Below are 14604 nucleotides of genomic sequence, written 5' to 3' on the forward strand. Positions count from 1 at the left end.
CATATCAATTTAATTTTCACTTAAAAACTTAAGTGTTCAAATATTTATGTATTGCTCTTAATTGACCTTTATATCCTGTACATCTACAAAGGTTTCCATTTACATAATCTATAACTTCTTCTTCTGTTGGATTTTGAAGCTCTCTTTTCATAGCCAAAACCATCATTATAAATCCAGGAGCACAAAATCCACATTGGTCAGCTCCTTCATCTGCAAGAAAATCCCCAAATTTCTTTGCTTCATCCAAGACACCTTCAAGTGTTGTAATATGTTGACCATCTACTCTTGCTGTAAGATAATTACAAGAAAGTACTGCCTTGTCATTAACCATTACTGTACATAATCCACATGAGCCTGTATCGCATCCTTTTTTAACACTTACATATCCATTTTCTCTTAGTGTATCTGCTAAAAACTCATCTGGTCTTATACTTAATTCTTTTTCTTTATTATTTATGGTACATTTGATAATCAAATAAATCACCTCAAAACTCATATTTTTAAGCTAAAGTTTTTATTATACTTCTTTATAAATAAAATCAAATTTATTAATAAAGACTATTCCATATATGACCTTCCATTCTATTCTTTATAGTTCCTCTTACACAAAGTCTCTCAGCTGTATCTTGAGCATCTTTTAGTGCTTTTTCTTCATTAGCTGTTAATATCTTTGAATCTTCCATTATTATATTTCCATCTACTATAACACTCTCTATATTTTTCATACTAGAAGAATATACTAATGTAGATACTGGATTGTGCATAGGTATTGCTTTTGGTGAAAGCATTGGATTAAATATTAGTAAATCTGCTTTCTTACCTATCTCTAATGAACCTATCTCATCTTCCATTCCAATAGCTCTTGCCCCATCTATAGTTGCTAACTCAAGAACTTTTTCTGCTGACATTGCTAATGGGTCACACTTATTAACTTTATGTTGAAGTGCTGTTAATTTCATAAGTTCAAGCATATCCTGAGAGTTATTACTAGCAGCTCCATCTACTCCTAAACTAACTGTTATTCCTTTTTTAAGCATTTCTGGTACTGGTGCAACACCTGAAGATAAGTACATATTACTTGCTGTATTATGAGATACTTTCATGTCATATTTTTTAGTAAGTTCCATATCCTTTTCAGTTAAATACACACAATGCACCATAAGTACGTTTGGTCCAAGTATTCCTAATTTTTCTAAAACATCTATGTCATATTGCCCATGCAATTCTTTTGCTGCTTCTCTATCAAAAGGAGTTTCTGATATATGTACTGTAAATAAAGCATCATCGTATTCTTTTACTACTCTCCATAGCATCTCAAGCATTTCTTGAGAATTTGACCATATTGCTGCTGGAGCTACTCCTATTTTGATTCTTCCATTTTCTGTGTTATGGTGTTTTTCAAATAATCTTCTTACATCTTTTTCAACCGTTTCTACATCTTGCATTATTCCAGGATGAACTCCAAATTGAGCACCTGTATTCATACATCCTCTTCCAAGTATTCCTCTTATTCCTAATTCTTTATAAGCATCTATTATTCCATCACAAAGACCTGGCTTACTGTGAGGATACATATAGTCAACCATAGTCGTTATACCACTTCTAAGACCTTCAATACATCCAAGCATTGCAGCATCATAAGTATCTTTTGGTTCTAAATAGTTAGCTGCTGGAAACGTCATAGTTTCTAGCCAATCTTTAAGTACCATATCATCTCCCAATCCTTTTAATAAAGTTTGGAATAAATGAGTATGTGTATTTATAAAACCTGGGAATAAAACTTTCCCTTTAGCATCTATCACTTTTTTAACATCTGTATATTTACTTTCTATTTCTTTAGAGTTCCCAATATCAGCAATCTTGTTATCTTTTACTACTAATGCCCCATCAAAAATAACTTCTCTCTCTTTATTTACAGTTACTATTATGGCATTCTTAATAAGTATATCCATCATTCTTATTTCCCCCCGCATTATTTAGTAATTTTTCTTTTAATGTATTGACCTATTGCCTGTTCTTTAATATTACAACTTTGCACTACATGGTTTCCTCTCAAAAACACATCTTCTACTTTACATCTAACATTAAACCCCTCATATGGAGTATAATCTACATTTTGTTTTTGAGTTTGATAACTAATTGTTTCTTCTTTATCAATATTTAAAATAACTATATCTGCATCACTTCCTACAGCTATTTCACCTTTTTTAGGATACATCCCAAATATTTTTGCAGCATTTGTAGAAGTTACTTCTACAAATTTATTTGCACTTATTTTATTTTCTAAAACTCCATATGTATATAAAAGAGATAACCTATGTTCAACACCAGGTGCTCCATTTGGTATCTTACTAAAATCATTAAGTCCCAAATCTTTTTGCCCTTTAAAATTAAATGAACAATGGTCTGTGCCAACTGTTTGGATATCTCCATTAGCTAACCCTTCCCAAAGATAACTTATATCTTCTTTTTTTCTTAAAGGAGGAGACATTACATATTTAGCACCCTCAAATTCAGCCTTATCATATAAATCGTCTTCTAATAGTAGATACTGTGGACATGTTTCTACTATCATATCTATATTTTTTTCTCTAGCAATTTTCACAGTCTCAAGCGACTCTTTACAACTTAAATGAACTACATAGGATTTTGAGTTTGATAATTTAGTTATATCAGCAAGTCTTGAAACAGATTCTTTTTCAACTATATTAGGTCTTGTAAGCGGATGATATTTGGGCTCTAAATTACCATTTTTTATATTTTCTTCTATCAATACATCTAGTAAATCGCCATTTTCACAATGAAATTCAACTATACAGCCTAAATCTTTAGCTTTCTTTAAAACCTTATATATTGTTCCATCATCTACTTTCATGCCATCATATGCCATATACATCTTAAAAGATACTATTCCATCTGAAATAAGCTTTTCCATATGAGCAAAGGTATCTTTATCTAGACATGTAATTGTCATATGAAATCCATAATCACAATAACAATTTCCTCTTGCTTTTTTATGATATGTCTCTACACCTTGTAGTAGATTCTCACCTTCACTAGCTTCTGCAAAATCCAGTATAGTAGTGGTTCCTCCAGCTATAGCTGCTCTTGTTCCTGTTTCAAAATTATCAGCAGTAATAATAGCACCTGCATTCATATCAAAATGAGTATGTGTATCTATTCCTCCAGGAATTACAATTCTACCTGTAGCATCAATAACCTTATCATCATTTATTTCTAGATTATTTCCTATTTCAACTATCTTCTCATCTTCTATCCTTAAATCACTTATATAAGTTTTATCAGAGGTAACTATAGTTCCACCTCTTAGTATTGTTCCCATATATACCTCCTAACTTTTAAGCTTTAAAGTATTTTTTAAGTACCCTTATCCAAATGCAATTGTATTTTCTAAAGGTGCTACATTAGCACCCCTAGACTATATTTAAATAATTTATTGTGAACTAAATATTATTTACCATATACAGATTTTAATATTCCATAGTAACCTTCTGTTCCTATAAATAATTGTTCTTGCTCGATATATTCATCTATTGTATGAGCAAGATTCTCTTTAGAAGGACCAAATCCTATTGTTTTTATTCCAGCTTCACCTGCATAGTGACTTCCATTTGTACAGAATGAGTATTGAGTTATTTCTGAATCTATTCCAGCTTCTTTTAATCCTTTATATGCTGCTTGAACAAATTCATCCTCTTCGTCATATAACCAACCTGGGAAGAATCTTTCACTTTCTATAGTATTTCCTGTATAACAATCAGCTTTTTCAACTGCATAAGAAACTTTTGCATTTAATTCTGCATCTTCTTTCATCATTTCATCTAGTAATGCTTGTATTGGAGCTAATACTCCTTCTCTTGTTTCTCCAACTAATAATCTTCTGTCAAAAGTTGCTTTACAGTAATCTGGCACTACTGAAGCTCCTGGATATGGAGAAGATTTTATATCTGTTAAAACTAGTATTCCATCACCTAAAACTGGATGAGTTGGAGGTACTAATTGTTGTATCTTTTGGATTACATTAGCCATTTTATAAACTGCATTTACACCTTTTTCTGGATTAGCAGAGTGAGCTGGTTTTCCAAAAGTTTCTACTACTATTTCTCCTCTACCTCTTTGACCAATCTTTAAGTTTAATTCTGAAGATTCACCTATTACAACATAATCAGGTTCAACAGCCTTACTTATTTCTCTAGCTGAAACTCCTTCAAATATTTCTTCGTGAACAACTCCTGCTACGTATAATTCACCTTCAAAGTCTTTATTAGTATCTTTTGCAAAGTATGCAACTGCTGACATCATTGCTGTATATTGACCTTTCATGTCAGAAGTTCCCCTACCATATATTTTGCCATCTACTATTCTTCCTTCAAAAGGAGGAACACTCCATTTACTTTCGTCTGGAACTGGAACTGTATCTATATGACCATCAAATAATATTTTCTTACCTGGTTTGTTTCCTTTTATGCATCCTACTATATTCCCATATCTGTCTCTTGACCAACTGTCAAAACCTAATTTTGCAAAAGATTCTTCTATTGCTTTTACAACGCCTTCTTCATTTCCAGAAGAACTAGGATTTTGAATTAATTTTTGGCATATTTCAGTTACTTCTTGTTTTCTTTGTTCATTTAACATTTCATTATCCCCCTAGATTTTTTATAATGTATGTATTATATATTTTCTAAATTTTAAAATTTATATCTTCTAAATATGTAAATTGCTACTTAGTAATGATATTTTAATCATTATTTATATACTTGGATATTCTCCATCCCAAACTATACTTCTGTATTTATCAGGGTCAGTGTCTCCTTCTGTACTTATTAAAAGTACTCTTGAATTTTCATCTAATTTTAAATCTTTTCTTAAGTCTGCTAAATCTTCTCTTTCCATAGCTGCTATTAAAAGACCAGTTGTAACTGCTCCAGATTCTCCAGAGATTACCTTTGCATCCCCATTTAAAGGATTACCTAATGTTCTCATACCTTTAGCAGAAACCCAGTCTGGTGCTGAAACAAATGCTGCAGCATGATTTTTTAATACTTCAAATCCTATAGTATTTGGTTCTCCACAAGCAAGACCAGCCATTATAGTTGGCATATCTCCTCCAACAAATCTTGGTTTTCCATCTCCTGCTTCTGCTGATTTATAGTAACAATCAGCTTCATCAGCCTCTACTACTACTGTTATTGGGCATTCATCGTATATTGAAGCAACATATCCTTGAACTGCTCCAGCAAGTGAACCAACTCCTGCTTGCACAAATACATGTGTTGGTCTATCTACTCCATATTCTTTTAATTGCTCTATCGCTTCTTGAGCCATAGTTCCATATCCTTGCATTATCCATGCTGGTATTTCTTCATATCCATCCCATGCTGTATCTTGAACCATTACCCCATGGTCATCAGCTTCTGCATAGTCATTAGCTAATCTTACTGCATCATCATAGTTTAAGTCTGTTATACTAGCGTCTGCTCCTTCTCCTTTGATTTTATTTAATCTAAATTCAGAAGAACCTTTTGGCATTAATACAACAGATTTTTGACCTAATTTATTAGCTGTCCAAGCAACTCCTCTACCATGATTTCCATCTGTAGCTGTAAAGAAAGTTATTTCTCCTAATTTTTCTTTTATTTCATCTGAAGTTAATTTATCATATCCTAACTCAGATATATCTGTATCTAATCTTTGAGCTAAATATTTACCCATAGAGTAAGAACCACCTAAAACTTTAAATGCATTTAATCCAAATCTATAAGATTCATCTTTAACATATACTCCTGCAACTCCTAATTTTTTTGCTAAACCTTCTAGGTTTGCTAATGGAGTTTCTTTATATTGAGGAAAGCTTTTATGAAAATTTCTAACCTTAGTTATTTCTTCTTCATTTAAGAATTTAATACAATTTTCCTTGTCACCTTTTGGCAAATTATTTACTTTCCATTTAATCTCTTTTAACATCTAAAATACCTCCAAATTATTGTTAAATTTTTATACTTTAATATATAAGCAATTAACATGCCAACACTAAATATATGTTGGATATTTTTCTATGACTGTTTAATATAGAAATTGCAATGCTTTTATTGTTTTTTCTTATCTACCTTTAGTTAATACAATGTGTGTAGAATTTAATAACTGAAAAACCTTTTCTATCTTCTCACTTTTTAATTCTCATTTTTAAAATTTAAAAACAATTCTTAAAATACTCTGTTTGTACATTTTTAATATCAAATCTATAAAATCTAAATTAAAACATAAATAGTGATGCAATAATCTATTACATCACTATTTACATATTCATAATATAATAAGTTTTTAATGGTCTCTAAGAGGTGACTTCTCGTCTTTTTTAACATCCAATTCCTCTTTTACAACATTCCATTTTTCAAGACCAAACTTAGAAACCATAACGGCTTCTGCTGCTCCTTTTCCAAGTCTTTTTACAGTATCCATACCTGTCTCGTCCTCTTGGGCACCTTTTGCTTTTCCATCTTTACTCCATATTGTACCACCTATATAACATCCACCTAAACCTCCAGATACTAACATTTCATGCATTAGGAAGAAATTTATTATAGGAAGTTTTGTAAGTTCTTGACCACCATATCTAGTTCCACCAGTAGTTATTGCTGCCCCAATCTTATTTTGAAGCTTTCCTGGATGTACTAAATACATTGGACGAAGCCTGTTAAATACTGCTGTAAGTTGAGCAGTTATATTCATATCATATACTGGAGAACCTACTATAATTCCATCTGCTTCTAATATTTTTTGCTCTAATTCTTGTATATCATCTTTTATGATACACATAGTTTCTTTTCTTATACATGCATCACAATGTACACAAGGACTTATTTTTTTCCCTCTAACTGACCAATACTCCGTTTCTATACCAGGTATAGTTTCAGCTTCTTTCAAAGCTTCTAATACTGCATATTCTGTTGCTCCTTTACGTGGACTTCCACAGATACCTAATATCTTTGCCATAACAATATCTCCTCATCAAATAAATCTATTTTTATTATCCATTTACAATACAATAAATTTTTATTTCTACTTTAACTTCTATTACTTTAATTTTATTGGTAATGAATGTATTTCTACATTAGTTGCATTGTATACTGCATTTGCAACAGCTGGTGCAACTGGTACAACAGCACATTCTCCAATACTCTTACCACCAAAAGGTCCAGCTTTTTCATAACCATTTACAAATGCAACTTGACACTTTGGCATATCTACAGTTCTAAATAATTTATATGTTTTAAAATCAGTAGCTTTAGGTCTACCTTGCTCATCAAATGCCAACTCTTCACTTAATGCATAACCTAGACCCATATGAATTCCACCTTCTAATTGACCTTCTAAGTTTAGAGGATTTATAACTCTACCAACATCATGTACAGCTACAAAATCAACCACTTTAATATCCTTAGTTTCTTTATCTACTAAAACTTCAGCAAAATGTACACCATATGAAGTAAGTCCAGCTGGAGAAGAATAGTCTTCAACAACAGTCAATTCTCTTAAAGACTTACTTTGACTATATACTGCAACATCAGACAATGATGCTTTGATATTTTCATCAAGCTTACTAATTACATATCCACCATCTAAATATAATTCATCTCTCGATGTTTCAAGTAGTTTTTCTGCTTCTTCTAATATAAGTGTTTTTAATTTTTCTGCTGTCTTTTTAGCTCCTCCACCTTCTACAAACACACCTCTACTCGCATAATCTCCAAGATTGAATGTACATGCATCAGTGTCAGTTTCAAATGTATCAACTTTATCAGGTGTTATTCCTAAAACTTCAGCTACCATCATTGTTTGCATAGTTACAACACCATTACCCATATCATGTGCTCCTGTAAGTAGTGTCAATGTACCATCTTCATTTAATTTAAGAGTCAATGTAACGACGTCCCTATGTGCACCAAAAACTCCGTTACCATGTGCACCTATTGCCATACCTATACCTCTTAAATATTTTCCTTCTTCTTTTGGAAGATTTTTCTTTTCATCCCACTTGAACATTTTCTTACCTTGTTCTATACAATCCAATACTCTAGGATTTCCAAGAGAACCATGGAAAATTATATCAACATCATCTGGCTCTACTGCATTTTTATTTTGGAAATCAACTAAATCCATACCTATTTCCTTAGCTATCTTAGCAAATTGAGCCTGTTGAGCCATAAATATCTGAGGTGAACCATATCCTCTCATAGCTCCTGCTATTGGTGTATTTGTATACACAGGCATTCCAGTAAATTTTATATTTGGTATTTTATAAACCTTAAATACTTTATGGCTAAGTGCACCTATAACATTTAAAGCACTTGATGCATAAGCTCCTGTATTTGTATATATTTTTATATCTTGTGCTATTACTTCTCCATCTTTATTTACACCAGTTTTTAATTTTACAAAAGACCCATGACGAGTTCTTGTTGATATCATAGATTCTTTTCTTGTAAGAACCATTTTAACTGGTCTTCTAGTCATTTTTGATAATGCTGCTGCTACTGGTTCAATTGTAAGTTCTAATTTTCCACCAAATGAACCTCCAATAGCAGGTCTTATAACTCTTATTTTATTTAGTGACATCCCAAAAATTTGAGATAGTATTATTCTAAATCCAAATGTATTTTGGCAAGGTGTATGTACAGTTAGCTTATCATTATAATCATAGTGTGCAATTACACTGTGAGTCTCTATTGCACTATGATGTATCGCTGGAGTAGAGTATTCATCTTCAAATATATAATCACATTCTTCGAATCCCTTTTCTACATCTCCTCCATTTATGTTGTTTTGGGAAACTATATTTGAATCCCCATGTATACATATAGCATTTTCTTTTATTGCATCCTGTATAGTAAATACAGCTGGTAATTCTTCATATTCTACTTTTATAAGCTTTACAGCTTTCTCTGCTATTTCTGGCGTTTCTGCTGCTACTGCTGCAACACGGTCACCAACAAATCTAACTGTATCTGAAAATATAACTTCGTTTTCAGGTATATTATGTTCATAGAATCTCAAAGAACCGTTGTATTTTCTTTGTGATGTATTAAGATGAGTAGCTATAGCTCTAACACCGACTACTTTCTCTGCTTCACTTATATCTATACTTTTTATCTTTGCATGTGCTACAGGACTTAAAAGCATTTTAGCATGAAGCACATTCTGTGGTTTCATATCAGCCACATATTTCATTTGACCAGTGACTTTTAAAGCTGCATCTTTTAGAGGGTATGATTTTCCTATTACTTTTTCCATAATTATCTACCCCCTAATCTAGCTGCAGATAATTTTACAGCTTCTATAATTTTCACATATCCTGTGCATCTACAGAGATTTTCTTTAAAGGCCTCTCTAATTTCATCCTCATTAGGAGATGCATTTCTATTTAAAAGAGCTTGTGTAGTTATAATCATACCAGGAGTACAATACCCACATTGCACAGCTCCAACTTCTATAAAAGCTTCTTGTATTGGATGAAGATTTTCTCCATTAGCAAAACTTTCTATAGTGTATATAACTTTACCTTCGCAGTTTCTTGCAAGAAGTTTACAAGATTTAACGTCAACTCCATCTATCAAAACTTTACATGCTCCACAACTGCCACTATTACAACCTTGTTTCGCTCCAGTTAGATTTAATTTTTCACGAAGTACATGTAAAAGGGTTTCACTCTTTTCAACTTCTATTTCATACATGTAATCATTAATATTTAATTTTATTTTTTCCATTTTCTCCTCCTACAGATAAACTAATGTTGTAATAGAATATTATTACAATCTCATTTTAATATTAGTATAAGCTATTCCACTTATGCCCTTCCATTCTATTAGTTACATTAGCTCTCTTACATAATTCTTCTGCTGCATGTTGTGCATTCAATAATACTTGTTCTTCACTTTCGATTGTAGTTACTTTTCCATTTTCAAGTATTATATTTCCATCAACTAGGACACTTTCTACATTATGCATACTAGCTGAGTATACCAAAGTCGATACAGGATTGTGAAGAGGTATTGATTTTGGAGAAAGCATTGAGTTAAATATTACTAAGTCAGCTTTTTTTCCAGTCTCCAAAGAACCTATTTCATCTTCCATTCTAAGAGTTCTTGCTCCCTCTATTGTAGCCATTTCAAGAACTTTTTCTGCAGAAATAGCAAGAGGGTCACAATTATTTACTTTATGTTGTAAAGCTGTTAGTTTCATAAGCTCTATCATATCTTGTGCATTATTACTTGCTGCACCATCAAGACCTAAACTTACATTTATACCTTTCTTTAACATTTCTGGAACAGGTGCAACCCCAGAAGCAAGGTACATATTACTTGCCACATTATGAGAAACTTTTATATCGTACTTTTTAAGCATTTCCATGTCTTCATCAGTTACGCATACACAGTGTACTGCTACAACTTCTGGACCTACTATACCCCATTTTTCAAGTAATTTTATATCGATTTCTCCATGTATATCCTTTGTTGCTGTTCTTGCAAATTCTGTTTCAGATATATGAACTGTAAAATATGAGTCATATTCTTTAACTATATTCCAAAGCATTTTACCCATTTCTTCAGATATAGCCCACATTGAAGAAGGTGCTACACAGATTTTTATTCTTCCATTTTCTGAGTTATGATATTTATCAAATACCCTTCTCAGGTCTTTTTCAACCGTTTCCACATCTTCTATAAGCTCTTTATGAATACCTAAGTCTATACAGCCTCTACCTACAACTCCTCTTATACCTAAATCTTTATATGCTTTTACTATTCCATCTGTAAGACCTGGTCTATTATGTGTATGCATATAATCAACCATTGTAGTTATACCACTTTTTAAACCTTCCATACATCCAAGCATTGCAGCATCATAAGTATCTTGCTCTGTTAAGAATTTTGCTGATGGAAACATCATTGTATTTAACCACTCATGAAGTGCCATATCATCACCTAAACCTTTTAATAACACTTGGAATAAATGATTATGAGTATTTATAAAGCCAGGGAATATCACTTTTCCATTAGCATCTATAACATTTTTAGCATCAAGATACTTTGGCTCAATATCAGCTGTATTTCCTATATCTAAAATTCTGTCGCCTTGAATAGCTATTGCTCCATCAAATATGACTTCTCTATCTTTATTAACTGTAACAACTATTGCATTTTTTATTAGTATATCAATCATCTTAAATCCCCCTTATTAATACTTTCATTACAACATTTTATCATATGGCTTTCTCATATCATATCTAATACATTTATCCAATATTTTCCTCAAGGTTTGAAGTAACGTTTTCAGACTTTTTACTTGATTTTAATTTAAATAATGTTTGAAGTAATATAGCTATTATTGCTCCAGAAACTATACTTGACCCTCCAAGGACAGTTCCAATTGTTGCTGGGAATTGGTCTAAAACTTGTGGTGCAGTTGTAAGACCCATACTTGTTGCTATAGATACTCCTGCTATAAGATTGTTTTCTTCAGTAAATCCATCCATACTCATAATAGAGAAACCAGACATTGCTATTGATGAGAATACAACTAACGTTGCTCCACCAACAACACAAGATGGTATAGTTGTCATTATTGCACCTAATGCTGGAGATATTCCTGCTAGTAACAATACAAGTGCGCCAAGTGCTATTACAAATCTACTTGTAACTTTATTCATAGATACTATTACTGTATTTTGGCTAAACACTCCAGTTGGAAGAGCTGCAAATAATGATGAAATTATAGAAGTTATAGAATTTCCTAAAACAACTGATGATAACTCTTCGTCAGTTACCTCTCTATCCATTGCTCCTATTGTAGCTATTGTACATGCACCCATCATATCAGCTATACCTATTATGTAAATAATAGTAAACATTACTATTAACTCTGGTCTGAACTCTAATCCGAAAGCTGCTGGTGTTGGTAAAGATACTATAGCTGCTCCTTGAACTGCTGAGAAATCAACCAATCCTAAAACTAAAGATATAGCATAACCTACTAATATTCCTATTAATATTGAAGAATTTTTTACTAGACCCTTACCGTATTTATTTATCATTATTATTACAAAAGCAACTATAACTCCTACTGTAAAGTTTACTGGGCTTCCAAACGTTTCTGCCCCTTCTCCACCTGCTAAATTCTTTATAGCAGTTGCAAATAATCCAAGTCCCATACATGCTATTATTGTTCCAGAAACTATTGGAGTGAATATATGTCTAATTTTCTTAACTCCAAATCCTACAAAGAATACGATTACCCCAGCAGCAATCTGTGCTCCAAATAGAGCTGCTAAACCATCCTTAGCTGCTACTGAAAGACAGGCTCCTAAAAATACATAACTCATTCCCATCATTACAGGTAATCTTGAACCTAACTTAAATCCTTTAAATAAAGGTATTGGATATAATTGTAAAAACGTTGCCAAACCTGCTGCTAACATAGAGCCTTGAATCAACATTGTCGCTTGCCCCTGGTTAAGTCCTACCACGTTTGCTATTAATATCGCAGGTACCATGTTTCCTACTATCATTGCTAACAGATGTTGTAAAGCTAAAGGTATTGATTCCTTTAGTGGTGGTATCCCATCGACATCATATTTTGAAGTATTACGTGTTTTCATAAAATAAATCCTCCCATACATAAATATCTTGACTAAATATTTTTATAATTATTTTCTATAAATATTTTTATGACCATGAATTTATTGCTCAACCGATAAACACAGCTAAACTGAGCTATTTTTATAAAAAATTAACAAATATACCCTCCCCGATTTTCTTTTTGAATAAATATTAATTGTCTGGTATATATTTTTTTGATAAATTTTTTATTAAAATGAATAGCTATCAAAAATAATCTAACAATCTCATAATAAATAATTTAAACAACCCTTTCAAATTATCATATCTTAATTGGCCTCTTCCATAACAGCTCTTTCTTTAGCCTCATCCTCTAGGCTTTTATTTGGTATTATTAGATTTAAAACGAATGCAACCAATGTTGCAATTACTATTGGAGATTCTCCAAATACTAACTTTACAAATGAAGGAAATGCCTCTTGGGCTGCTGGGACTGATGTTATTCCCATGCCTAAAGCAATTGCCAAACCAACAATGGTAATATTTCTTGATGACAACTCTTCTGTAATAATTAACTTTATACCTGTCATTGTTATCATACTAAATATAGATATTGTAGCTCCTCCCAAAACTGAATATGGTATAGTAGTCATTAATGCACCAAATTTAGGTACAAACCCCGACAATAACATAAATATACCAGCTATTCCAAGCACAAATCTACTTATTACTTTGTTCATAGCTACCATCCCCACGTTTTGGCTATATGATGATGGTGGCAAACCTCCAAACAAAGCTCCTATCATAGTACAAATTCCACTTCCTATTACTCCACTTGATAATTCTTTATCTGTAATATCCCTGTCCATACCTCCCATTGTAGTAGCTGATAAATCTCCAATTGCTTGAACAGCATTGATTATACTTACAATTACTACTGATATTACTACAGGCATATCAAATTCTAATCCAAATTCAAGTGGTTTAGGTACTGCAAACCAAGCTGCCTCTCTAATAGGGTCAAAATTTATTATACCCAAAACTAAAGATACACAATATCCAACTATAATTCCCAAAAATATTGCCGCCAATTTTGCATACCCTTTCGCAAATTGACTAAGACCTATAACTACCACTAGTGTTACAGCTGCTACTGCCCAATTTTGCATAGAGCCATAAGTAGGGCTATTTACACCACCTGCCATATAATTTATTGCTATAGGATATAAAGATAATCCAATTGTAAAAACTACTGTTCCTGCAACTATATTAGGAAAAAATCTTCTTATCTTTTTTATAAATAATCCTATTAATACTGTAGCAACTCCCCCTATTAGTTGTGCACCCAAAATGCTTGCTAGTCCGTAATTTCCTCCAACTGCTACAAGTGTTGGTACATAAGTAAATCCAACTCCAAAAATTATAGGCAATCTTGAACCAATATTTCCTATTGGATATAGTTGTATAAGTGTCGATATGCCAGCTATTATTAATGCATATTGGACTAAAAGCGTTATTTGCGTAGGGCTAACACCCACAGCTCCTCCTACGACTATAGGTACTGTAACAGTTCCAACTATCATTGCTAATATATGTTGCATTGATAGTGGCAGACACTTTAAAATTGGTGGCCTTCCATCAATATCAAACATAGAAACACTTTTTTGATATTTACTCAAGGTTATCACTCCCAACTATTTTTTAATGACAGTTATTATTATCTCATACAACATCCTTTCTTTTTTTATTTTGTCATCTCAATTTACTATGAAGCAATTATAATGCCAATTTTTTAACAGAATTGTTTTACACATATAAATTTTATTATATTTGTTAGTATTTGATAATTTGATAAAGCATTTATTTTTTTTAATTCTTTTAAATTTTTTTTATTTTTGGATAATAAAATACTATTACACAAAAAAACACTTGGAAAATTATTTTCCAAGTGTTTTTTATCAATTTT

Annotated in this window: 11 protein-coding genes; all 11 read right to left on the reverse strand. The window is 32.0% G+C overall.

Annotated elements, in window-relative coordinates; all coding sequences use genetic code 11:
• Positions 1 to 28 precede the first annotated feature (28 nt).
• A complete protein-coding gene (locus tag ACTG48_RS11255) occupies positions 29 to 475 on the reverse strand; it encodes a (2Fe-2S)-binding protein (protein WP_021384923.1) in 447 nt (148 codons plus the stop codon).
• 73 nt (positions 476 to 548) lie between these two features.
• Complete coding sequence (locus ACTG48_RS11260) at positions 549 to 1955, reverse strand: amidohydrolase family protein (RefSeq protein ID WP_479916890.1); 1407 nt, start codon at positions 1953 to 1955, stop codon at positions 549 to 551.
• A 17-nt stretch (positions 1956 to 1972) separates the two neighbouring features.
• On the reverse strand, positions 1973 to 3343 hold the full coding sequence (gene hydA / locus ACTG48_RS11265) for a dihydropyrimidinase (RefSeq protein ID WP_021384926.1): 1371 nt from the start codon (positions 3341 to 3343) through the stop codon (positions 1973 to 1975).
• A 128-nt stretch (positions 3344 to 3471) separates the two neighbouring features.
• A complete protein-coding gene (locus ACTG48_RS11270; protein ID WP_479916891.1) occupies positions 3472 to 4659 on the reverse strand; it encodes a YgeY family selenium metabolism-linked hydrolase in 1188 nt (395 codons plus the stop codon).
• Positions 4660 to 4773: 114 nt separating this feature from the next.
• Complete coding sequence (gene dpaL, locus ACTG48_RS11275; protein WP_479916892.1) at positions 4774 to 5988, reverse strand: diaminopropionate ammonia-lyase; 1215 nt, start codon at positions 5986 to 5988, stop codon at positions 4774 to 4776.
• A gap of 357 nt (positions 5989 to 6345) precedes the next feature.
• On the reverse strand, positions 6346 to 7017 hold the full coding sequence (locus ACTG48_RS11280; RefSeq protein ID WP_021384946.1) for a flavodoxin family protein: 672 nt from the start codon (positions 7015 to 7017) through the stop codon (positions 6346 to 6348).
• Positions 7018 to 7098: 81 nt separating this feature from the next.
• Complete coding sequence (locus ACTG48_RS11285; RefSeq protein WP_479916893.1) at positions 7099 to 9315, reverse strand: xanthine dehydrogenase family protein molybdopterin-binding subunit; 2217 nt, start codon at positions 9313 to 9315, stop codon at positions 7099 to 7101.
• A 2-nt stretch (positions 9316 to 9317) separates the two neighbouring features.
• Positions 9318 to 9788 (reverse strand): (2Fe-2S)-binding protein, encoded by a 471-nt coding sequence (locus ACTG48_RS11290; protein ID WP_021384954.1) that lies wholly within the window; start codon positions 9786 to 9788, stop codon positions 9318 to 9320.
• Between the two features lie 61 nt (positions 9789 to 9849).
• Positions 9850 to 11244: an amidohydrolase family protein gene (locus tag ACTG48_RS11295; RefSeq protein ID WP_479916894.1), complete on the reverse strand. Its 1395-nt coding sequence runs from the start codon at positions 11242 to 11244 to the stop codon at positions 9850 to 9852.
• 73 nt (positions 11245 to 11317) lie between these two features.
• Entirely contained in the window at positions 11318 to 12679 is a 1362-nt protein-coding gene (locus ACTG48_RS11300; protein ID WP_021384951.1) for a uracil-xanthine permease family protein, read from the reverse strand.
• Between the two features lie 288 nt (positions 12680 to 12967).
• Positions 12968 to 14290 carry a uracil-xanthine permease family protein gene (locus ACTG48_RS11305; protein ID WP_479918792.1) on the reverse strand — a complete coding sequence of 441 codons (1323 nt, stop codon included), beginning with the start codon at positions 14288 to 14290 and terminating at the stop codon, positions 12968 to 12970.
• Positions 14291 to 14604: the final 314 nt, after the last annotated feature.

This window comes from Clostridioides sp. LIBA-6822 (assembly GCF_056688955.1).

Bases quoted from the DNA above. Each gene is read 5' to 3' on its own strand.
- ACTG48_RS11260 (WP_479916890.1), bottom strand. From the start codon at position 1,955: ATGATGGATATACTTATTAAGAATGCCATAATAGTAACTGTAAATAAA.
- hydA (WP_021384926.1), bottom strand. From the start codon at position 3,343: ATGGGAACAATACTAAGAGGTGGAACTATAGTTACCTCTGATAAAACT.
- ACTG48_RS11270 (WP_479916891.1), bottom strand. From the start codon at position 4,659: ATGTTAAATGAACAAAGAAAACAAGAAGTAACTGAAATATGCCAAAAA.
- dpaL (WP_479916892.1), bottom strand. From the start codon at position 5,988: ATGTTAAAAGAGATTAAATGGAAAGTAAATAATTTGCCAAAAGGTGAC.
- ACTG48_RS11280 (WP_021384946.1), bottom strand. From the start codon at position 7,017: ATGGCAAAGATATTAGGTATCTGTGGAAGTCCACGTAAAGGAGCAACA.
- ACTG48_RS11285 (WP_479916893.1), bottom strand. From the start codon at position 9,315: ATGGAAAAAGTAATAGGAAAATCATACCCTCTAAAAGATGCAGCTTTA.
- ACTG48_RS11290 (WP_021384954.1), bottom strand. From the start codon at position 9,788: ATGGAAAAAATAAAATTAAATATTAATGATTACATGTATGAAATAGAA.
- ACTG48_RS11295 (WP_479916894.1), bottom strand. From the start codon at position 11,244: ATGATTGATATACTAATAAAAAATGCAATAGTTGTTACAGTTAATAAA.
- ACTG48_RS11300 (WP_021384951.1), bottom strand. From the start codon at position 12,679: ATGAAAACACGTAATACTTCAAAATATGATGTCGATGGGATACCACCA.
- ACTG48_RS11305 (WP_479918792.1), bottom strand. From the start codon at position 14,290: ATGTTTGATATTGATGGAAGGCCACCAATTTTAAAGTGTCTGCCACTA.